17 protein-coding genes are annotated in these 19,812 nt (G+C 74.7%); 7 read left to right on the plus strand and 10 right to left on the minus strand.

What is annotated here, in order from left to right:
• Nucleotides 1-35: 35 nt before the first annotated feature.
• Nucleotides 36-485 carry a nitroreductase family deazaflavin-dependent oxidoreductase gene (locus tag QFZ64_RS32495; protein WP_307071045.1) on the minus strand — a complete coding sequence of 150 codons (450 nt, stop codon included), beginning with the start codon at nucleotides 483-485 and terminating at the stop codon, nucleotides 36-38.
• A gap of 107 nt (nucleotides 486-592) precedes the next feature.
• The gene (locus QFZ64_RS32500) at nucleotides 593-1,693 is read right to left on the minus strand and encodes an SGNH/GDSL hydrolase family protein (RefSeq protein ID WP_307071046.1); all 1,101 of its coding nucleotides are present in this window, start codon (nucleotides 1,691-1,693) and stop codon (nucleotides 593-595) included.
• A gap of 201 nt (nucleotides 1,694-1,894) precedes the next feature.
• On the opposite strand from QFZ64_RS32500, the gene QFZ64_RS32505 reads away from it, so the two are divergent.
• From QFZ64_RS32505 to QFZ64_RS32520, 4 genes are all read left to right on the plus strand, one after another.
• Nucleotides 1,895-3,133, plus strand: a complete 1,239-nt coding sequence (locus QFZ64_RS32505) for a cytochrome P450 (protein WP_307071047.1) — start codon at nucleotides 1,895-1,897, stop codon at nucleotides 3,131-3,133.
• 11 nt (nucleotides 3,134-3,144) lie between these two features.
• Nucleotides 3,145-3,396, plus strand: coding sequence for a ferredoxin (locus QFZ64_RS32510; protein WP_307071048.1), 252 nt, complete (start codon nucleotides 3,145-3,147; stop codon nucleotides 3,394-3,396).
• A 27-nt stretch (nucleotides 3,397-3,423) separates the two neighbouring features.
• On the plus strand, nucleotides 3,424-4,047 hold the full coding sequence (locus tag QFZ64_RS32515) for a flavoprotein (RefSeq protein ID WP_307071049.1): 624 nt from the start codon (nucleotides 3,424-3,426) through the stop codon (nucleotides 4,045-4,047).
• A gap of 467 nt (nucleotides 4,048-4,514) precedes the next feature.
• A complete protein-coding gene (locus QFZ64_RS32520) occupies nucleotides 4,515-6,494 on the plus strand; it encodes an RICIN domain-containing protein (RefSeq protein ID WP_307071050.1) in 1,980 nt (659 codons plus the stop codon).
• A 9-nt stretch (nucleotides 6,495-6,503) separates the two neighbouring features.
• On the opposite strand, the gene QFZ64_RS32525 is transcribed toward QFZ64_RS32520, so the two are convergent.
• Together QFZ64_RS32525 and QFZ64_RS32530 are read right to left on the minus strand one after the other, a co-directional pair.
• The gene (locus QFZ64_RS32525) at nucleotides 6,504-7,811 is read right to left on the minus strand and encodes an arsenic transporter (RefSeq protein WP_307071051.1); all 1,308 of its coding nucleotides are present in this window, start codon (nucleotides 7,809-7,811) and stop codon (nucleotides 6,504-6,506) included.
• Between the two features lie 46 nt (nucleotides 7,812-7,857).
• The gene (locus tag QFZ64_RS32530) at nucleotides 7,858-10,326 is read right to left on the minus strand and encodes a SpoIIE family protein phosphatase (protein WP_307071052.1); all 2,469 of its coding nucleotides are present in this window, start codon (nucleotides 10,324-10,326) and stop codon (nucleotides 7,858-7,860) included.
• A gap of 273 nt (nucleotides 10,327-10,599) precedes the next feature.
• Between QFZ64_RS32530 and QFZ64_RS32535 the strand changes: the two genes are divergently transcribed.
• Both QFZ64_RS32535 and QFZ64_RS32540 read left to right on the plus strand, forming a co-directional pair.
• Nucleotides 10,600-10,845, plus strand: a complete 246-nt coding sequence (locus tag QFZ64_RS32535; RefSeq protein WP_030381474.1) for a hypothetical protein — start codon at nucleotides 10,600-10,602, stop codon at nucleotides 10,843-10,845.
• Between the two features lie 3 nt (nucleotides 10,846-10,848).
• Nucleotides 10,849-11,226, plus strand: a complete 378-nt coding sequence (locus tag QFZ64_RS32540) for a toxin Doc (protein WP_307071053.1) — start codon at nucleotides 10,849-10,851, stop codon at nucleotides 11,224-11,226.
• A gap of 157 nt (nucleotides 11,227-11,383) precedes the next feature.
• Here the strand turns inward: QFZ64_RS32540 and QFZ64_RS32545 are convergent, their stop codons facing one another.
• Nucleotides 11,384-12,547 (minus strand): lactate 2-monooxygenase, encoded by a 1,164-nt coding sequence (locus QFZ64_RS32545; RefSeq protein WP_307071054.1) that lies wholly within the window; start codon nucleotides 12,545-12,547, stop codon nucleotides 11,384-11,386.
• 315 nt (nucleotides 12,548-12,862) lie between these two features.
• Between QFZ64_RS32545 and QFZ64_RS32550 the strand changes: the two genes are divergently transcribed.
• Nucleotides 12,863-13,303: a subtilase-type protease inhibitor gene (locus QFZ64_RS32550; protein WP_307071055.1), complete on the plus strand. Its 441-nt coding sequence runs from the start codon at nucleotides 12,863-12,865 to the stop codon at nucleotides 13,301-13,303.
• Nucleotides 13,304-13,474: 171 nt separating this feature from the next.
• Here the strand turns inward: QFZ64_RS32550 and QFZ64_RS32555 are convergent, their stop codons facing one another.
• The 5 genes from QFZ64_RS32555 to QFZ64_RS32575 form a co-directional block, all read right to left on the minus strand.
• Nucleotides 13,475-13,645 carry a CDGSH iron-sulfur domain-containing protein gene (locus QFZ64_RS32555; protein WP_307071948.1) on the minus strand — a complete coding sequence of 57 codons (171 nt, stop codon included), beginning with the start codon at nucleotides 13,643-13,645 and terminating at the stop codon, nucleotides 13,475-13,477.
• A gap of 103 nt (nucleotides 13,646-13,748) precedes the next feature.
• On the minus strand, nucleotides 13,749-14,411 hold the full coding sequence (locus QFZ64_RS32560) for a HemK2/MTQ2 family protein methyltransferase (RefSeq protein WP_307071056.1): 663 nt from the start codon (nucleotides 14,409-14,411) through the stop codon (nucleotides 13,749-13,751).
• A gap of 24 nt (nucleotides 14,412-14,435) precedes the next feature.
• Nucleotides 14,436-15,509, minus strand: a complete 1,074-nt coding sequence (locus QFZ64_RS32565; protein ID WP_307071057.1) for an iron-containing redox enzyme family protein — start codon at nucleotides 15,507-15,509, stop codon at nucleotides 14,436-14,438.
• Between the two features lie 203 nt (nucleotides 15,510-15,712).
• Nucleotides 15,713-16,726 (minus strand): Ppx/GppA family phosphatase, encoded by a 1,014-nt coding sequence (locus QFZ64_RS32570; protein WP_307071058.1) that lies wholly within the window; start codon nucleotides 16,724-16,726, stop codon nucleotides 15,713-15,715.
• A 167-nt stretch (nucleotides 16,727-16,893) separates the two neighbouring features.
• Complete coding sequence (locus tag QFZ64_RS32575; protein WP_307071059.1) at nucleotides 16,894-19,758, minus strand: NHLP bacteriocin export ABC transporter permease/ATPase subunit; 2,865 nt, start codon at nucleotides 19,756-19,758, stop codon at nucleotides 16,894-16,896.
• Nucleotides 19,759-19,812 lie beyond the last annotated feature (54 nt).

Below are 19,812 nucleotides of genomic sequence, written 5' to 3' on the forward strand. Positions count from 1 at the left end.
CCCGGACCCGGGCGGTGCGCCGCCGTCCGCCGGGGTCAGCGCCCCTCGGTGCGCTCCAGCACGAACACCGGGATCTCCCGGTCGGTCTTCTTCTGGTAATCGGCGTACGGGGGGTACGCGGCGACCGCGCGCTCCCACCACACGGCCTTCTCCTCGCCGGTGACCTCACGTGCCGTCATGTCCTGCAGGACCGGGCCGTCCTGCAGTGCCACGCGGGGGTCCGCCACCACGTTGTGGTACCAGACGGGGTGTTGGGGGGCGCCGCCCCGGGAGGCGACCACGGCGTAGCGGCCCTCGTGCTCCACGCGCATCAGCGGGGTCTTGCGGATCTTCCCGCTTCGGGCGCCGCGGGTGGTCAGGATGACGACGGGCAGGCCCGTCTCCGCGTGGACCGTGCCCTCGGTGCCGCCGGAGCTCTCGTACAACTCGACCTGTTCACGCACCATCGGGCTGGGACTGGGTTCGTACTCGCCCTCGAGAGGCATACGTCTCCTTTCCTCGTAGGTGTCACGATTCAACACGAGCGCGGACCGACTTCTTCCGCCCGCCACGCGCGACGGCCGGGCGGGGGCGAGGTGAGGCGCGTCGCGGGTCACGGGGGCTCACAGGGGACGCGGGAGACATGGGGGGTCACCGCGCGTGCCACCGCGGCCATGCCGGCGTCGTTCGGGTGCAGGCCGTCCCCGCTGTCGTACCCGCCCCTCAGGCGCCCCGTGTCCCGCGGATCGCGCAACGCCGCGTCCACGTCGGCCAGCGCGTCGAACACCCCGCCCGCCCGCAGCCGTTCGTTCACCTCCCGGCGCACCGCGTCCCGCTCCCGGCGCAGCGTCCGCGCCGGCGGCAGGGTGCAGCCCACCACCCGCACCCCGTGTTTCCGCGCCTCCTTCACCAGCCGCCCGTACCCGTCCAGCACCTCCTGTGCCGACACCGCCGTGCCCTGCGGCCACAGCCCGGCGAGCAGGTCGTTGACGCCGAGCAGGACGACCGCCGCCCGCACCCCCGGCTGTTCGAGCACATCCCGCTCGAACCGCCGTTCACCCGACGGATCGGTCCAGTCGGACAGCAGCCGGTTGCCCCCGATCCCGGCATTGACCACCGCCAGCCGGTCCGGCCGCAGCAGGTCGGGCCACCGCCGGTTCGCGTCGACGGTGGAGTACGCGCCGTCCGTGATCGAGTCCCCGAAGGCCACCAGCGTTCCCTCCGCCTCGGCCGGGACGACGCTCAGCCCCGACAGGAGGTACCAGGAGCGCGGGGCCGGCCCGGTGAAGCCGTCGAGGTCCGGCGCGAGGGTGAGATCGCCGGAGCCGGGCGGCGAGAGGTACGTGGTGGTGAAGGCGTCCCGGTGGTGGGTCGTGGACCCGGTGGCGTCCGGCAGATACAGCGAGACCGTCAGGTCCCGGCCGCGTTCCACCTCGACCGGCAGCACGTCGGTGTGCACTTCCCGGCCAGCGCCGAGTACCGCCTTCGGCGCGCCGTCGACGGTCACGGGCCGCGGGCGGGACCCCTCCACCGCCACGGAGAGCGCGCCCACGGTCAGCTCCTCGGCGCCGTACAGATGGGACAGCCGCAGCCGCGCACGACTCCCCGAGGCACTCGGGCGGACGACCATGCGCACGGTCTGATCGCGGAAGGACCGCCCGAACGGCATCGGGGCGGCCCCCCACACGGCGACGGTCCCGGCGGGGCTGCTCATGGTCGGGGACTACCCGGATTCGGCGGGCGAACGCGTCCCCCGTCCCGCGCACCCGCCCGCCCGCCGCCCGGTCCGCCACCCGTACGGCTTCGGCCAGTTCCGCCCGCCGGGTGATCTGGCCGAACTTCCTGGTGACCCGATGGTCGCCTCAGGCATCCAATGGCGCATGGCAAGGGCGAGTCTTCGCATGCGAGGTTCTTCATGACGCACTCCACTGCCCGCGCGGCAGCACCCGTCGACGCTCCCCAGGACGCGCCGGTCCCCCGGTTCCCCCAGGACCGCACGTGCCCCTACCACCCGCCCGCCGGCTACGCCCCACTGCGCGAGCAGCGGCCGCTGGCGCGCGCCACCCTCTACGACGGCCGCCGCGTGTGGCTGGTCACCGGCCACGCCACCGCGCGTGCCCTGCTCTCCGACCCCCGGCTCTCCGCCGACCGCACCCGGCCGGACTTCCCGATGCTCAACGAGCGCATCGCGGCCGTCCGCCGCACCCGCCGGTTCCCCCTGCTCGGCGTGGACGACCCCGAGCACCGCACCCAGCGCCGCATGCTCGTCGCGCACTTCACCCTCAAACGGGCCGCCGCGCTGCGCCCGCGCATCCAGGAGACCGTCGACCGGCTGCTCGACGGCATGGCCGCCGCGGGATCACCCGTCGACCTGGTGAGCACCTTCGCGCTGCCCCTGCCGTCGACCGTGATCTGCGCCCTGCTCGGCGTCCCCTACGCCGACCACGACTTCTTCGAGGAGCAGTCCCGCAGACTGCTGCGCGGCCCCGCCGCGGCCGACGTCGAGGACGCCCGGGAGCGGCTCGACGCGTACCTCGGCGCGCTGATCGACCGCAAACGCGAGGAACCGGGCGACGGCATCCTCGACGAACTCATCGCGGAGCGGCTGGAGAGCGGCGAACTCGACCGGGAGGACCTGATCTCGCTGTCCGTGCTGCTGCTGATCGCCGGCCACGAGACGACGGCCAACATGATCTCGCTCGGCACGTTCGCCCTTCTGCGGAACCCCGGCCGCCTGGCCGAACTGCGCGCCGATCCCGGGCTCGTCCCCGCCGCCGTCGAGGAACTGCTGCGGTTCCTGTCCATCGTGGACGGGCTCACCCGGGTCGCCACCGAGGACATCGAGGTCGCCGGGGAGACGGTCCGCGCGGGCGACGGCGTGGTCTTCTCCAACGTCGTCGTCAACCGGGACGCGGCCGTCTTCCCGGGCGGCGACTCCCTCGACTGGCACCGCTCGGCGCGCGGCCACACCGCCTTCGGCTTCGGCATCCACCAGTGCCTCGGGCAGAACCTGGCCCGCGCCGAACTGGAGATCGCCCTGCGTTCGCTCTTCGAGAGGTTCCCCGAGCTGCGGCTCGCCGCGCCCCCGGACGAGATCCCGCACAAGCCCGGCGACACCATCCAGGGGATGGTCGAACTCCCCGTGGCCTGGTGAGGAGGGCACCCATGAGCGACGACGGCACGCTCGACGTCAGCATCGACCACGACGTGTGCATCGGCGCCGGCCAGTGCGCGCTCACCGCGCCCGGCGTCTTCACCCAGGACGACGACGGCTTCGGCACCGTGCTGCCCGGCCGCCGCGACGGGGGCGGCGACCCCCTGGTCCGGGAGGCCGCCCGCGCCTGCCCGGTCGGCGCGGTGGCGGTGCGCGGCATCCGGGGCGAGGGCGAGACCGCCGCGGATGAGCGGGTGGGGTAGGCGAGCGAGGGTGAGTAGGGTTCCCGGGTGACTGCACAGGCCGCCGCACCCGGGAAGCCCTTCCTCTACGTCGTCGTGTGCGCCGCGGGGGTCGCCTCCGGCGTGGAGGAGCTGATCGCCGCGGCGCAGGAGCGCGGCTGGGAGGTCGGCGTCCTCGCGACACCGCTCGCCCTCGGCTTCTTCGACACCGCCGCCGTCGAGGCGCGCACCGGACGCGTGATCCGGTCCGCGTGGCGGCTGCCGGGCGAGCCGCGGCCCTTCCCGCCGCCGGACGCCGTGGCCGTCGCCCCGGCCACCTTCAACACGCTCAACAAGTGGGCGGCCGGCATCTCCGACACCCTCGCCCTCGGCACGCTCAACGAGGCGTACGGGCTCGGCGTCCCCATCGGCGTGCTGCCCTGCGTCGGCGAGGCGCTGGCCGCCCACCCCGCCTACGCGGCCGGTCTGCGGCGGCTGCGCGAGATGGGCGTACGGTTCGCCGACCCGTACGCCGGGACGGGCACGGCGGCGGACGCGGACGCGGACGCGGATGGAGACGGGGACTCGGACGGGGACGGGGACTCGGACGGGGACCGCCCGGTGTTCCGCTGGGAACGGGTGCTCGACCTGCTCCCGCAGCCGCCCGCACGGGAGAACACGGACGGCGCGTGAGAAGGGCGTGCGGGTCCCCGGGGAGGTCCTCGCGTTCACCGTGCGATGACCCCGACATGCATTTCCCGTAACGTTCCGGCGCCTTCCTGAATTTCTGTCGACAAGGGACGGGAGAGCACCTCCGGTCCGGGCAATTACCCCGTATGGACTGAGTAGTTGACGGTCGGTCAACTTACTCCGAGTTCGGGTGAGGTCCCTTTCGCGGGAAAATGAGCCCCTGTCTTGTTACTGCTCCCCGGCGTGTGCGAAGGTGTGGGGCGCCGACGTGCGGACAATTCCCATTCCGCCGGACGCGCCCGGTACGCCGTTCGCTCCCCTCTAGGAGAACGCGGTCGTGGTCGCGCGTGCGGGATGTCGAGAAAAACGCGGATGTGGATTGCGGACGCTCCCCGCGGGACGGTCGGCCGGGCGATGCGTCACCGGTCCGTACCTGGTCTCGCGCCCAGGGGCAGTGGAGGAAAGTGAACGTGAACGACGGGGCCGTGCCGCATTCCCCCGAGCCCGGCCGGCCACGCGAGGTGCCCGACGCGGAACTCGCCGCGGAGCTCAAGAAGTCCGGTGCCGAAGGCCCCGTCCACCGGCCGGTGGAGGAACTCCTCGCCCGGCACGGAGAGGCCGTGTACACCTACGCGCGCCTGTGCGTGACCGGGGCGCACCCCGCCGGGATGCTCACCACCTCCGCGTTCAGCCGCCTGTTCGAGAACGCCGGCCGGCAGGGCGGGCCCACGGCGGCGTGGCGGCCGGCCCTGCTGGTCACCGTCGGCCGGATCGCGGGGGAGTGGGACACCGACCACCGGCGCGACATGCTCCACCCCGAGCTGCGCTCCGGCGCCGGTTCCGCGGCGGCCCGGCTGCGGCCGACGGCCAACCGGCGGCTCGTCTCCGCCGCCTTCCAGCGGCTCGCCGAACCGGCGCGGTGCCTGCTCTGGCACATGGAGGTGGAACGCGAGGAGGCGGTCGTGCCCGCCGCGCTGCTCGGGATCGACACCGGTGACGTCCCCGTGCGACTCGCCCGGGCCAGGGCCCGGCTGCGCGACGCCTGCCTGGAGATCCACCGGGAGTCCGCGCCCCGGGACGACTGCCGGCGGTTCGCCCGGCTGCTCGACGTCGCGCTGCGGCGCGGGGACCGGGTCCTCGACCCCGACCTGCTCTTCCACATGGACGGCTGCGCGCACTGCCGGGGCGCCGCCGAGCAGCTCGACGGGTTCGACCGGCGGCTGCCCGTCCTGCTCACCGAGGGGGTCCTCGGCTGGGCCGCACGCGCCTACCTCGACACCCGCGGCCCCCGGGAGCCCGAGCCGGCGCCCCCGCGCGGGCCGACGGCGATCGACACGCGCATGGACTTCACGGCCCCCGACAGCCCGCCGGTGCCCGCCGCCCCCCGCCCGCGCACCCGGGTCCGCACGGCCGCCGCCCACATGCGCTCTCTCGCCGACCGCCTCCGCATCACCGCCCCCCGCCCTCGCCGCCCCGCCCGCCGCACCCCCGCGGACCAGGGCCCGCAGGAGGGCCCGCCAGGCGGGGAGCCGACGAGGGAGGACACGCCGGCGGCGGAGCGGCCCGTGCCGCCCGTCGGTCCCGCCGCGCGGAACCTCCGCGCCGGGGGCGGGCCCGCGCCCGCCGAAGCCGCCCGGCACCGGTCCAGGCGCCGGGCTCCCGGTGGCACGCTGCGAAACCCGCTCGGGGACACGCTGCGAGGATCGCTGGGCGGCGCGCCGCGAGCCTCACTCGGCGGCACGCTGCGAGGGCCCTTCGGGGCGGGGTCGCATCGCTCGGGAAGGGGGACGGCCGGGCGGGAGCCGCTTCTCGTGGTGGGCATCGTGGGGGCCTGTGTCGTCGTACCGCTCCTCGCGTGGGCCGTCATGGGGGCCGACGGGTCCGACGGGGGCGCGGCCGGCACGGCGGAAGGAGCGGCCGGGGGCACGGCGTCCTCCCTGCCTCCGTGGGCCGGGACGGCCGCCGACGCCTCCGACGGCGTCCTCCGGAGCCGGCTGCGCAACGCCGGCGACGGGCTGTGCCTCGACGTCCGGGGCGGGAAGGCGGACACCGGCGCCGAGGCCGTCCTCGCCGGCTGCGGCCCCGCCCGCACCCAGCGCTGGGCCTACGAGGGCGACGGTCTGCTGCGCAGCCTCGCCGCGCCCTCGCTCTGCCTCGACTCCCGCCTCGGCTACTCGGTCGTCCTCGCCCCGTGCGCGGGCCGGTCCGCGCACGGGGCGGCGGACGTCCGCTACGACTTCACCGCCGAAGGCAACCTCATATCGCGCCAGGACGAGGACCTGGCCCTCACCCCGGCAGCGCCCGGGTCCGACCCCGACCCCGGCACCGCGCTCGTGCTGAAGCCGCGCGCGACGGGCGACACGGAACAGCGCTGGCAGACCGGCACCGAGGGCGCGCCGCACACGCGGCCCGTCGACCGGGGCGCCGAGGGCACGCCCGGGGACCGCTGACCTCCGGTCTCAGCCGCCGAACAAGCGGAGCGACAGCCACAGTGCCGTCGTCGCCGGGACCAGAGCCGCCGGCACGGTGAGCAGGCCGAGCCGGGTGAACTCGCCGAGATCGACGCCGTGGTCGTGCTGGTGCAGGATGCGCCGCCACAGCAGCGTCGCCAGCGAACCGGCGTAGGTGAGGTTCGGGCCGATGTTGACGCCGAGCAGCACCGCCAGCACCGGTCCGGTGCCGGCCGGGGCGACCAGCGGCAGCAGTACCAGGACCGCGGGCAGGTTGTTGATCATGTTGGCCAGCAGCGCGGCCAGGGCCGCGACGCCGAGCAGCGCGGCCCAGCCGGTGCCGTCCGGCAGCAGGTGCCCCAGCGCGTCGGCGAGCCCGTTGTCGACGACGGCGCGTACCACCACGCCCAGCGCGAGCACGAACGCGAGGAAGCCCGGCGCCGCCGCCCGCACCACCGCCGGCGGGGTCGTACGACGGCGCACCAGCGCGCGCACGGCCAGGGTGAGCGCCCCCGCCAGCGCCGACCACGCCGGGTCGATGCCGACGGCGGAGGCCACGACGAAGCCGGCCAGGGTGCCGACCACGGTGAGCAGCGCGAACACCGGCATCGGCGGCGGCTCCCCGCCGTCCGGACCCTCGGCCGCGACCGTGCCGAGGTCCCGGCGGAAGAACCGCCGGAAGACGACGTACTCGGCGGCCACCGCCACCAGCCACGGCAGCGCCATCAGCGTGCCGAACCGGACGAAGCCGATGCCGGCGGCGGTGAACGCGAGCAGGTTGGTGAGGTTGGAGACCGGCAGCAGCAGCGAGGCCGTGTTGGACAGGTGCGTGCAGGCGTAGACGTGCGGTCTGGGGCGGGCGCCCATGTGGGCGGCGGTGGCGAACACCACGGGGGTGAGCAGGACGACGGTGGCGTCCAGGCTCAGCACCGCGGTGATCGCCGAGGCGAGCGCGAAGACGGCGGTCAGCAGCCGGCCGGGCCGGCCGGCCGCCCAGCGGGCCGTCCACGCGCCGCAGGCGCGGAACAGCCCCTCCTCGTCGCAGAGGCGGGCGAGGACGAGGACGGCGGCGAGGAAGCCGACGACGGGCGCGAGATGGGAGATCTCGTCCGCGGCGTGCCCCAGGGAGAGCGCGCCGGTGGCGACGACCAGGGTGGCGGCGGGTACGGCGACGACCGCCTCCGGCCAGTTGAACGGCCTGGCCACGGCGCAGGCGAGGACGGCGGCGAGGAGGAGGACGGACAGGGTCTCGGCGAGCGGGGTGTTCAGGGACGGCCTCCGACGGCGGTGAGGTGCGGGTCTGCCCGCACGCCCCATTTTCCCGGTTCGGGGCAGGTCATGGGGCCGACCCCCGGGCGAGCCGCTACCACCCTTCCAGCAGCGCCATCTCCGCCCAGATCGTCTTGCCCTCCGGGGTGTGGCGGGTCCCCCACCGCTGGGTCAGCTGAGCCACCAGCAGCAGCCCCCGCCCGCCCTCGTCGTACGTCTTCGCGCGCCGCAGATGCGGTGCCGTCGGGCTCGTGTCCGACACCTCGCAGATCAGGATGGACGTGTCGTGGATCAGCCGCAGCCGGATCGGCCGTTCCCCGTAGCGGATCGCGTTGGTGACGAGTTCGCTCACCACCAATTCCGCCGTGAACGCCGTCTCCGTCAGCCGCCACCGTTCCAGCTGCCCCACCACCTGCTTGCGGATCGCCGCGACCAGCGACGGGTCCGCGGGGATGTCCCACGTCGCGACCTGCGAGGCGGGCAGCCCCCGGGTCCGGGCCAGCAGCAGCGCCACGTCGTCCGCGGCCCCGCCCGTCGGCAACAGCGCGTGCAGCACCCGGTCGCACGCCGCGTCCAGCGAGTCGGACCCGCCGGGCGTGTCGGCACTGTGGGCGCAGCCGGCGCCGGCGGTGCCGTCGTGGGGGAACGCCGTGCCGGTCACCGGCGGCGGGGACAGTGCCTCGCACAGCAGCCGCTGACTGATCTCCGGGTCCCGTTCCCGGCTCTCCACCAGGCCGTCGGTGTACAGCCCCAGCACGGTGCCCTCGGGCAGTTCGAGCTGGACCGCCTCGAACGGCAGCCCGCCCAGCCCCAGCGGCGGCCCGGCCGGGACGTCGACCGGGCGGGCCGGGCCGCCACCGGGCGGCGCCAGCACCGGCGGCGGATGCCCGGCGCGGGCCATGGTGCACCGGCGCGAGACCGGGTCGTACACCGCGTACAGACAGGTCGCGCCGACCTCCCCGGTCGTGCCGTCCGGCCCGCTCTCCACGGACAGCCGCAGCACCAGGTCGTCGAGGTGGGTCAGCAGCTCGTCGGGGGCGAGGTCGATGTCGGCGAGGGTGCGGACGGCGGTGCGCAGCCGGCCCATCGTCGCCGAGGCCCGGATGCCGTGGCCGACGACATCCCCGACGATCATGGCGACCCGCATCCCGGACAGCGGGATCACGTCGAACCAGTCGCCGCCGACCCCGGCGCGGGCGGCCGGGAGATAGCGGGAGGCCGCCTCCACCGCCGCCGTCCGCGGCAGCCGCTGGGGCAGCAGACTGCGCTGCAGGGCCAGCGCGGTCTCGCGCTCCCGTGAGTAGCGGCGGGCGTTGTCGATGCACACGGCGGCCCGCGCGGTGACCTCCTCGGCCAGCAGCACGTCGTCCGGGGTGAACGCCTCGGGCCGGAGGAAGCGGCTGAGGACGGCGACCCCGAGGGTGCTGCCGCGGGCCCGCAGCGGCACCGACATCGAGGAGTGGATGCCGAGCGCGCGGATCCGCCGGGCCCGCACCGGGTCCTCGGCCAGCCACTCGGTGAGGGCGGCCGTCGGGTCCCCGGCGAGGACGGTGTTCCCCGTGGCCAGGCAGGCGGCCTGGGGCGAGGGCGCGGGGTACGACCGGGTGGTGCCGAGCCCGGTCAGCGCCTCGGGGCCGCCTGGCGTCGACGACCGGTGCGCGGTGCGGCGCAGCGCGACGGGAAAGGTGAGGGAAACCGGAGACGGGTCGCTGCCGTCCTCCGGCCCGTCCAGCAGGTCGATGCTGACGAAGTCGGCGAGCGCCGGCACGCAGACGTCGGCCAGCTCCTGGGCGGTGCGGGCCACGTCGAGTGTGCTGCCGATGCGCACGCTCGCCTCGTTGACGAGCTGGAGCCGCTTGCGGGCCAGGTGCTCCTCGGTGAAGTCGTGCATCGTCATGCAGACGCCGCGCACCCGGCCCCCGTCGTCGACCACCGGAGCCACCCGGAAGAGCCAGGCGCTGGTCCGCCCGGCCACGTCGGCGGAGACGAGGGTGCGCACGTCGTCGGCGCGGCCGGTGGTGAGCACGTGGAACATGTCCCGCTCGATCTCCTCGCTCTCCCGCCGGCCGCCGACCTCGGAGGGACGCAGTCCGCGGACGCGCTCCTCGGGAATGCCCATGATCAGGGACATCGCCCGGTTGAACCGGCGCAGTCGCAGCCGCTCGTCGTAGACGGCGGTGGCGCACGGGGACTGGGCCAGTGCCGTCCGGGCCAGCGGGTCGTCGTCGGGGAGGGGCGCGGTGTCCTCCAGCGGGGTCACCACCAGCCAGTGGGCGGGGCCGTCGGCGCCGGCCGGGCGGTGGTGGGCGAGGACCCACACGGAGACGGTGTTCCCGTCCCGGTGGCGCAGGCGCAGGAGGCCGTCGACGCGGTAGGAGGGGTCCGCGGGGAGGACAGGACCGGCGGGGTCGGCCAGGAGCCCGGCGGCGGGGCGCCCCACGACCTCGTCGGCCGCGTACCCGAGCAGCCGCCGCGCGCCCTCGTTCCACTCCCGCAGCGTGCCGCCGTCGTCGACGACCGCCCGCGCCGTGGCGGCGTCGTCGTACGGGTACTCCGGGATCATCCTCGCCACTTCCTTGCGCACACTCCGGGTGAACAGGGGCGTCACACGTCGTTCCCAGGTTAGAGCCTGTCCTTTGGATCAGCCCTGCCGGACCCTTGACAAGCGCATGGCCAACTTGCGCGGACCCGGTCCGTTCGCGGTCCGTTCCGCGACGCGTTCCGGCCCGCTGCCGGTACCGGGCGGCCTCCTGGACGTTCGGCGCCGGGTACCGAGGCACACCCGCTCCCACCAGCCAGTATTTACGGGTAAGTACCCTCGGAGTACCGTTGGCGCATGCCAGCGTTGAATGTGGAGTTCAGCGAGCGTGAGCTCGAGGACCTCCGGCAGATCGCCAAGGAGCGCGGTACGTCGATGAAGGCACTCGTGCGCGAGGCGGCAGCCGCCGACATCGCCCGGCACCGGGCGCTGCAGGAAGGCGCGGAGGCGTTCCGGCGCTTCTTCACCGCGCACGCCGCGGAGTTCGCCGCCGCCTTCCCCGAGGACGAGTCACCCGGCGGAAGCGAGGGGCGGGACGTCTGAGCCATGCCACCGGACCTCCATGTCGATGTGCCCTGGCTGCTCCAGCGCCATGAAGAGGTGCTGCCGGACCAACCCCTCGTCAACGACTTCTCGGCGCTGGTCGCCGCGGTCGCGCGGCACCGTGTCGACCCGCCGCGGCTCGGTGTGGACTCCGACCCGGCGTGGCGGGCGGCGGCGCTGCTGCACACGCTGGCGCTGCTGAAGCCGTTGCCTTCGGCGAACGCGCGGTTCGCCTGTGCGACGGCGGTGGCGTACATGTTCGCGAGCGGGGTGGGGATCGATCCGCCGTACGGGGCGTTGGTGGATCTCGTGCGGGAGCTGATCGCGGGGAAGGCGGACGTGTACGGGGCGGCGGACCGGTTGCGGTCCTGGCAGATCTGAGGGGCGGGGGAGGAGGGGGCGGGGGCGGCGGGTCATCCCGCCCCCGCCGCCCCTTCCCTCCCCGAGCTCTCAACTTCGTTCGGGCAGGGGACCCCCATCGTCCCCGGAGGGCTCCGCCCCCCGGACCCCCCAGAAGATGCGCGGTTCCCCGCGCCCCTCATCCCCGCGCCAGGACCTCCCGGGTCAGTGTCCGCACCCCGGCGTGGCCCGCGAGGGCCATGGTCAGGTCCAGTTCCGCCAGTACGCACCGTAGGACGTGTTCGACGCCGGCCTGGCCGTCCAGGCCCAGGCCGTACGCGTACGGGCGGCCCAGCAGGACCGCCTCGGCCCCCAGCGCCAGGGCCTTGACGACGTCGTCCCCGGTGCGGATGCCGCTGTCGAACAGGACCGTCAGCCGGTCGCCGGCCGCGTCGGCCACCGCCGGCAGCGCGTCGGCCGCCGCGATCGAGCCGGCCACCTGGCGGCCGCCGTGGTTGGAGACGACCACGCCGTCCATCCCCGCGTCGGCGGCGAGACGGGCGTCGTCCGGGTGCAGCACGCCCTTGAGGACGATCGGACCGCCCCAGTTCTCCCGCAGGAACGCCAGGTCCGGCCAGGTCTTGCCGGGGTCCGCGAACATGTTCACGAAGTGCAGCACGGCCGCGTTCGGGTCCTCGTGCACCGGCTTGGCGAGCCCCGCCGCGAACGCCGGGTCGGTGAAGTAGTTGGCGGTGCCCACTCCGTGCAGGAACGGCAGGTACGCCTGGTCGAGGTCGCGCGGGCGCCAGGCCAGCAGGGGGGTGTCGAGCGTGACGAACAGTGCCGTGAACCCCGCCGCCTTCGCCCGCCCGAGGAAGCTCCGGGTGACCTCGCGGTCCTTGGCCCAGTACAGCTGGAACCAGCGCTCGCCGTCCCCGGACGCCTCGGCGACCGCCTCCAGCGGCGTACTGGAGGCCGAGGACAGCGTGAACGGCACGCCGAGCGCCGTCGCGGCCCGGGCGGCCGCGGACTCCGCGTCCGGATGCATGAGCGACAGCACGCCGACCGGGGCCAGCGCGAGCGGCGCCGGCAGCGGGCGTCCCAGCACCTCGACCGACAGATCCCGCTCGTGCACGTCCCGCAGCATCCGCGGCACGATCCGGTGGCGGTCCAGCGCCGCCCGGTTGGCCCGGGCGGTGCTGCCGTCGCCCGCGCTGCCCGCGACGTAACCGACCGGGCCGGGGCCGAGCCGCCGCTCGGCCATCTCCTCCAGCCGCGTCAGATCGGTGGGCAGCCGGGGCACGGCCCCCGTCATTCCGTTCAGGTAGATCTCGTACTGGAAGTCCGCCCAGTGCCGCGCCATCCGTCCTCCCGCTTCTCTTCCCGCCCCCCGGAGCGGAATGATTCCGGCCGATTGGCCAACCGCCGCAATCTCGCCACCTCGGCGACCCCGTCACCCTACGGCGGCTCTGTTGCGGGGGACACGTGTGCGACCCGCGTGACTTCGCGCCACTGATTCAACACTCAAAGTTACCGAAAAGTGTGGGGCCGATGTGTGTTTTCGATGGGCGTTCGACAGACTCACGCTCGCCCAACCGGCACCCGGCCGGCCGGCTCCGCGGGCCACACGTCCCCGGAGCCGCACCCGGCCGTCCGATCGAGCGGAAGGATGCACACAATGCCGAACCCCGCCCGCTGGACAGCGGCCCTGACCCTGAGCGCGGCCGCGGTCTGCGGACCCCTGGCCCTGCCCGCACCGGCGGCGCAGGCCACCCCCGCCGGCCCCGCCTCGCTCTACGCGCCCTCGGCGCTGGTGCTGACCGTGGGCCACGGCGAGCGGGCGGCCGACGCCACCGCCGAGCGGGCCGTCACCCTCAGCTGCGCGCCCACGCCCTCGGGCACGCATCCGGCCCCGGCCGAGGCCTGCGCCGGCCTGAGAGCCGTCGACGGCGATCCGGCGTCCCTCCGCCCGGCGGACGGGGTCCTGTGCACCAAGGAGTACGACCCGGTGGTCGTCACCGTGGAGGGGGTGTGGCGCGGCAAGCGGCTCTCCTACGAACGGAGCTTCGCCAACCCGTGCGAGAAGAACGCGTACGGCCCCGCCGTCTTCGCGTTCTAGTCCCGCCAGTCCCGCAGAGCTCGGGACCGTGTGAGCCCGTGAGCGTGGTTCGGGGGTGCGTGACTGGGGAGTAACGCACCTCCGTCACGGTCTCACGCGGTCCCGTACGGGGGCCGGACCGACAAAGTGGGGTTGTCGGCCGGCCCCCGCATTTCGTGTTTCGTTCGGTGCTCACTGCGGTGCGCGGGCGCGACGGCGGTGACTGGTGTCGCACCACGGGAAGCGCTTACTGCGCCGACAGGTGCACAGGGCGACCCGGAAGCGGTCGGAGGACACCACCGTGCCGTCCTCCAACTCGACCTCCACCGGGCCCTCCACCAGGATCGGACCGGTGCGGTCCATGGAGATCCGACGCGGCGCACCGGACGCGGTGTCACCGCCGTCCCGCCCCTCCCGGCCGTCCTGCCCGTCCCGCCCGTACCCGCCGTTCCGCCGGCAGGGCGCTTCAGGGCTGTCGTACGGCACGGATCACCACCAGCTCCTCCTTGTCGCCCGCGTCCGGGTCCGCGGCGAGCAGGCCCCGTTCCCGCAGCCAGCTCCGCCGCTCCCGCAGCACCGGGCCGAAGGCCACCCAGCGACGGTCGGTGACCTCCGCCGTCAGGCCGACGGTGCTCAGTTGCTCCAGGGTCCGCTCGGGGCCGCTGAGCACCGAGTGCACCAGGAGCAGCACGCCCCCCGGCCGCAGCAGCGCCGGCGCCTGCTCGCAGATCCGGTCCAGGATCAGCCGCCCGTCGTGGCCCGCGTCCCAGGCCCGGGCCCGGCCCCGGGGCTCACGGTGGCCGTCGGGCGTGGGGACGTACGGGGGATTGGCCAGGACCAGGTCGAAGGCCTCGCCGCGCACCGGCGTGAACAGGTTTCCGCGCAGTGCACGGATCCGCAGGCCGGCCCGCCAGGCGTTGATACGGGCCGCGTAGACCGCGCGACGCGACACGTCCACCGCCGTCACACGGGCGCCCCTGCGCGCGGCGACCAGGGCGAGGGCGCCGGAGCCGGTGCCCACGTCGAGGACCAGGGCGTCCGGTGCGAGTGGCTCGTCGGACAGGACACCGGCCAGGAGGGCCGTGTCGTCTTGTGGGGCGTAGACACCCGGGAGAACCAGAGGTTTCACGTGTGCCGGGTACCCGGGATCTCCTCACCTATCTTGCCGTGCCGACGACCGGGGGACGGGCACCTCGGCGGGCGGCAAAGGGGTGCGCAGGGAGGACCGCCCCGCCCGCCAGGCCGCCAGGAGCCGGTCGCCGAAGCGGCCTTCCAGGTACTCCGTCGCGTCGATGCCGAAGGTGATGTCGTCCTCCAGTTCGGGTTCCTGCTCCAGCAGGCCGCCGATGACGTCCCGGCGGACGATCTGCTCGTGGACGGCGTCCGCCTCGACGTGCTCGTCGTAGAAGAACCGGGCGGCCGGTCCGGCGCCGGCCCGCCGCATCGCCTCCGCCAGCCGGCGGGAGCCGGGGGAGGAGGTGATCTCGACGTCGGCGAAGTGCCCGACGAGGGCGCCGCGCAGGCCCCGGTGCAGGCCGAACAGGGACATGAGGTTGACGTTGGCGAGCATCTCGGCGCACGTGTCGTCGAGGTAGTGGCCGTACGTCGTGTCCAGCCCCAGGTCGGTCATGAGGTCGGCGAAGAGCTGGGCGTGCACGCGGTCGGGGCGGCCGCCGCCGTACTCGTCGAACTCCACGGCCGCCATCGCCGCCTTCGGGCGGCCCCAGAGGCGGGGGAGGACCCACGCGTGCGGGTCGGCCTCCTTGAGGTGGTACAGGGAGCGGTGGGCGGCGTACTCGCGCAGGTGCTCCGGGGTGCCCTCGTCGCGCAGGAAGTGGGAGGCGCCGGTCGCGGTGGGCGTGCCGGGGGTGTCGACCGGCTCGACGAGGAGGTCCTCCAGGGCGTCGGAGAGCGTCTTGTGGGCGGGGGCGTCCATGCGCAGGGCGGTGAGGAAGCGGTCTTCCAGGGCGGCGCGGAGGCGGAGGAGGGCGGGGTTCCACTCGAGGTCGGGGTCGATGCCGGGGAAGCCGCGGTAGTGGAGCTCGTAGCAGGTGTAGAGGGCGAGGTGGAGGTCCTCCCCGTAGGGGTCGGCGGTGGTGGTGGCGGTGTCGGGCAGGGGGTGGGGGGCTTCGGGGTGGTGGAGGTGGTCGAGGACGGTGGTGGAGAGGGGGCCGCGGGGGGTGGGGAGGGCGGCGGGGCCTGCCCGGCGGGGCGTGCGGTCGGTCATGAGGTGCGGGTACCCTTTTTCGCCCCCGCCGCCCCTGCCCTGCCCGTCCTTTCAAGGGGCGGAGCCCTTTGGACGCCGGGGTGCGTTCCGGGCCGACCGCCGGTGGGGCTCCCCGCGCCCACGCGGCGGCAGCCGCAGACACGCACAGCCCCGCGCCCCTCATGGGCCGCGCCCCTACGCGGCGCGGCCCACGGGAGTTTCTCCTACGGGGCGCTTCGTGGGGCCACTCTCAGGGGGACCGGAGGGGCGGGGTGGGGGTCCGTGGGGGTCTGGGCGATGGTCGACCACCAGGTGGGGCCGTCCTCTATGTGGCGGAGGAGAATGCCCTCGCGGATCGCCCAGGGGGAGATCGTCACGGTTTTGATGCCCGTCAGTTTCATCGCCGTGTGGCCGACCACCGCGCCCGCCAGGCTCTGGCCGGCCCGCGGTGCGGAAATGCCGGGGAGGTGGGCGCGTTCGGCCGCGGGGAGGCCGGCCAGGCGGTCGAGCTGCCGGCCCAACTCGTCCCGGTGCAGCTCCCGTTCCACGAACGGGCCGCGCCGGCCCGGCGCGGCCCCGCAGAGCCGGGCGAGCTGCTGGAACGTGCGCGAGGTCGCGACCGCCGTGCGCGGGCCCTCCCAGCGGATCCGCGCGGCCGCGTCCCGCAACTGGTGGCGGACCGCGCGCCGCATCGCCCGGATGCTCTCCGCCGACGGCGGGTCGTCCTCGTCCGCGAAGAACTCGTGCGTCAGCCGGCGCGCCCCCAGCGGCAGCGAGGCCACGAAGTCCGGCAGCCGGCCCCGACCGAACGCCACCTCCAGCGTGCCGCCGCCGATGTCGAGAAGGGCCAGCGGCCCCGAACGCCAGCCCATCCACCGCCGGGCCCCGAGGAACGTCAGCTCGCCCTCGACCTCGCCGGGCAGCGTGCACAGCGGCACCCCGGTGCCGGCCCGTACGGCGTCCAGCACCTCCTGACGGTTGGGCGCGTTGCGTACGACGGCCGTGGCGAAGGCCGACGGGTCGGGGGCACCCCACCGCCGCGCCGCCGCGTCGGCCGCGGCGACCGCCGCCACCAGGCGCTCCACGGCCTCCTCGGGCACGGGACCGCCCGGCTCGACGTGCTCGGAGAGCCGCAGCCGCCACTTCGCGGTGTGCACCGGCAGCGGTATGCCGCCGACCGCGTCCGCGACCACCAGCCGTACCGTGTTCGACCCCACGTCCACCACACTCACACGCATGGGTGTTCGCCTACCCGGATTGCGTCCGCGCACGCCTTCGGCGGCCGAGTGCGCCCCGCGAACGCAACGATGCGCTGCGGGACACGGCGGCGGGCGGGTGCCCGGCGTTCGCGGGCGGGATCGTGCGACGCCCGTGCGACCGCCCGTGCGGTGCGTGCCGCGGCCGGTCAGGCCAGCTGCCGCCGTACCAGTTCGCGCAGGCGGCCGTTCTCCTGGGACAGGAGCTCGCCGGGCGGGCCCTCCTGCACCACCTTGCCGTCCTCCATGACCACCACACGGTCCGCGTCCAGCACCGTGGAGAGGCGGTGGGCGATGACCACGCGTGTGGCGTTGAGCGCGCGGGTGCTCTCGATCACCGTGCGCTGCGTGGCGTTGTCCAGCGCGCTCGTCGCCTCGTCGAGGAAGAGGACACGGGGGCGGCGCAGCAGCGCCTGGGCGATCATCAGGCGCTGGCGCTGGCCGCCCGAGAGCGAGCCGCTGCCCTGCACGATCGTGTGCAGCCCCATCGGCATCCGGCGGATGTCCTCTCCGAGCCCGGCCAGTTCGGCCGCCGCCATCGCCTCCTCCGGGGTGCACGGCTCGGTGCCCCGGATGACGTCCAGGATCGACCCCGTCATCGGCTGCGCGTGCTGCAGCACCACCCCGCACTGCCGCCGTACCGCGGAGCGGTCCAGCGCGGAGAGGTCCTGGCCGTCGTACAGGACGCTGCCGGAGACCGGCCGGTCGAAGCCGATCAGCAGCCGCAGCAGCGTCGACTTGCCGCAGCCGCTCGGCCCGACGACCGCCACGAACTCGCCCGGCCGGACGGCGAACGACACGTCGTCCAGGACGAGCGGGCCGTCGTCGCCGTACCGGAACGACAGCCGCCGCGCCTCCAGCGCCCCGCTCAGTTCGCCCGGGGGTGTGCTGCCGGAACGGACCTCGGGCGGGGTGTCGAGCACCGGGCGGATCTCCTCCAGGAGCGGCAGCGCGGCCACCGCCGACACGAACGCGCCGGTGAGTTGGGTCACCGAGGTGAGCACCATGGTCACAGCGGTGCTGAAGGTGAGGAACGCCGCCGCCGACAGGGACCCGCGCGCCGGACCGGCCAGCAGCATGAACATCAGCAGCGAGCACAGCGGCAGATAGACCGCGCCCAGCACGGTGTTGAGGTTCTTGATCCCGCCCACCCCGCGCTGCAGTTCCCGGCTGCGCGCGAACTGCCGTGCCCAGGCGGCGTAGGCGTAGTTCTCGGCCGCCGCGACCCGCAGCTTCGGCAGCCCCCGCAGGGTCTGGTACGCCTGGTTGTTCAGCTTGTTGGTGAGCACGTTCAGCCGCCGCTGCCAACGCACCTGCCACAGCCCGAGCCCCAGGAACACGGCGGCGATCACCACCAGCATGCCGAGCGCGGCCAGCGCCAGCGGCACGCTGTACCACAGGAGCAGGCCGAAGTTCATCGCGCCGACGGTCACCGACTGCACGAGCACCGGCGCGATTCCGGCGAGCAGCCGCCGGATCGCGCTCACCCCCATCGCGGCGCTTGCCAGTTCGCCGGTGGACCGCTCGGCGAAGAACGCGGTCGGCAGCCGCAGCAGCCTGTCCCACACGGCCGGCTGGAGCGTCGCCTCGATGCGGCCCTCCAGGCGCAGCAGCGTCATGTTCTGCAGCAGCGTGAACGCCGCCGAGACGACGCCCGCCACGATCACCGCCAGGCACATCCGGCCGATCAGGTCCTCGCGGGCCCGCGGCACGAACGAGCCGAGCACCTTGCCGGTGGCCACCGGCACCAGCGCGCCGATCGTGAGCGTCACCACGGTGCTCAGCAGCAGCCGGCCCAGGTCGCGGCGGCTGCCGCGCAGCACGAACCGGGCGAGCCGCGGCAGGGACAGCCGCCGCTCGGGCAGCGGGCGGTAGAACATCACCGCCCCCGGTTCGAACTCCACCGCGTTGACCTTCTCCACCGGCGTCTCGCGCCCCGTCGCCGGGTGCACCGCGACATAGCCGCCGCGCCGCCACAGCAGCGCCACCGGCGCCCCGGACAGGGCCCGCCGGCCCACCAGCGGACCGATGTCCTCCCGCCACCAGCGTCCGGCCAGCCGCACGGTCCGGGTGCGCACCCGGGAGGCGAGGGCGATGCGCTCCACCGGGTCGAGGCGTTCGCTGCCGGCGCCGCCCCGCGCGGGGTCGGTGAGGGCCAGGCCGGCCGCCTCGGCGACCAGCGCGCACACGGCGTAGGTGGCGTCCGTGTCGGCGGCCGTGGCGCGCCGGCCGGCTGCGCCGGTCGCACCGGTCGTGGGGCCGAGGGAGGCGAGCAGCGTCCGGTCGGCCTGCGCGCGGGCCGCCTCACCGGCGCGGATGCCCGCCGCCGTACGGTTCTCGTGGCCGCGTTCCAGTTCCTCTATCCACCGGTCGAGCGTGGTCAGCAGCCGGTACTGCTGGTCGACCAGGCCCTGCCACAGCCCCGGGTCCATCAGCAGGTCGGCCGCGGCCTCGGCCCCGTACAGCGAGCCGTACGCCACGCTGCCCGGGGGCACCTGCATCCAGAACACGTCGTCGTCCGCGGGCGTGGCCGCCGCCTCGCCCGCCATCGGCGCCTGGAACAGGACGGACAGCCCGCGGCCGACGCCGAGCGCCAGGGCGTGCTCCAGCGGGCTGGTGGCCGGCGGCACGTACTGCGGGTTGCCGTAGGCGTCGTAGGACCAGGTCGCCGTCTCCGCCTGCTGGTACAGCTCGCGCAGCGCGATGCGGCGCACCGCGCACTCCCGCACCGGGCGTGCGACCAGGGTGTGGCGCGGCCCCGCGACCGGGCCGAGCAGCAGCGCCCCCGGCTCCAGCCGGCCCAGGTGGTGCCAGTGTCCCTGAGCGGCCGCGTCCACCGCGTACAGGTCCAGCGCGCCGGACGTCACCAGCCACAGCACCTGGGGGCCGTCCAGATCCAGCCGGGACCCGTCCGCCGCGCGGTCCAGGGAGGTGCCGAGCCCGCCGAGGGCGGACAGCACCGGGTCGACCTCGCCCGCGTGGCCCACTTGGTCCGCGTGGGGCGCGTGATCCATGTGGTTCGTGTGGCCCGAACGGTCCGCGTGGGCCGTGTGGCCCCTTTGCTCCGG

It is taken from the genome of Streptomyces sp. B3I8, from assembly GCF_030816915.1.
GTDB lineage: Bacteria > Actinomycetota > Actinomycetes > Streptomycetales > Streptomycetaceae > Streptomyces.

What these genes read in the sequence shown, in the direction of transcription:
- QFZ64_RS32530 (WP_307071052.1), bottom strand. Translation starts at nt 10,326, where the DNA reads ATGATCCCGGAGTACCCGTACGACGACGCCGCCACGGCGCGGGCGGTC.
- QFZ64_RS32535 (WP_030381474.1), top strand. Translation starts at nt 10,600, where the DNA reads ATGCCAGCGTTGAATGTGGAGTTCAGCGAGCGTGAGCTCGAGGACCTC.
- QFZ64_RS32550 (WP_307071055.1), top strand. Translation starts at nt 12,863, where the DNA reads ATGCCGAACCCCGCCCGCTGGACAGCGGCCCTGACCCTGAGCGCGGCC.
- QFZ64_RS32545 (WP_307071054.1), bottom strand. Translation starts at nt 12,547, where the DNA reads ATGGCGCGGCACTGGGCGGACTTCCAGTACGAGATCTACCTGAACGGA.
- QFZ64_RS32525 (WP_307071051.1), bottom strand. Translation starts at nt 7,811, where the DNA reads ATGGGGCGTGCGGGCAGACCCGCACCTCACCGCCGTCGGAGGCCGTCC.
- QFZ64_RS32570 (WP_307071058.1), bottom strand. Translation starts at nt 16,726, where the DNA reads ATGCGTGTGAGTGTGGTGGACGTGGGGTCGAACACGGTACGGCTGGTG.
- QFZ64_RS32505 (WP_307071047.1), top strand. Translation starts at nt 1,895, where the DNA reads ATGACGCACTCCACTGCCCGCGCGGCAGCACCCGTCGACGCTCCCCAG.
- QFZ64_RS32565 (WP_307071057.1), bottom strand. Translation starts at nt 15,509, where the DNA reads ATGACCGACCGCACGCCCCGCCGGGCAGGCCCCGCCGCCCTCCCCACC.
- QFZ64_RS32555 (WP_307071948.1), bottom strand. Translation starts at nt 13,645, where the DNA reads ATGGACCGCACCGGTCCGATCCTGGTGGAGGGCCCGGTGGAGGTCGAG.
- QFZ64_RS32575 (WP_307071059.1), bottom strand. Translation starts at nt 19,758, where the DNA reads ATGGATCACGCGCCCCACGCGGACCAAGTGGGCCACGCGGGCGAGGTC.
- QFZ64_RS32500 (WP_307071046.1), bottom strand. Translation starts at nt 1,693, where the DNA reads ATGAGCAGCCCCGCCGGGACCGTCGCCGTGTGGGGGGCCGCCCCGATG.
- QFZ64_RS32540 (WP_307071053.1), top strand. Translation starts at nt 10,849, where the DNA reads ATGCCACCGGACCTCCATGTCGATGTGCCCTGGCTGCTCCAGCGCCAT.
- QFZ64_RS32510 (WP_307071048.1), top strand. Translation starts at nt 3,145, where the DNA reads ATGAGCGACGACGGCACGCTCGACGTCAGCATCGACCACGACGTGTGC.
- QFZ64_RS32495 (WP_307071045.1), bottom strand. Translation starts at nt 485, where the DNA reads ATGCCTCTCGAGGGCGAGTACGAACCCAGTCCCAGCCCGATGGTGCGT.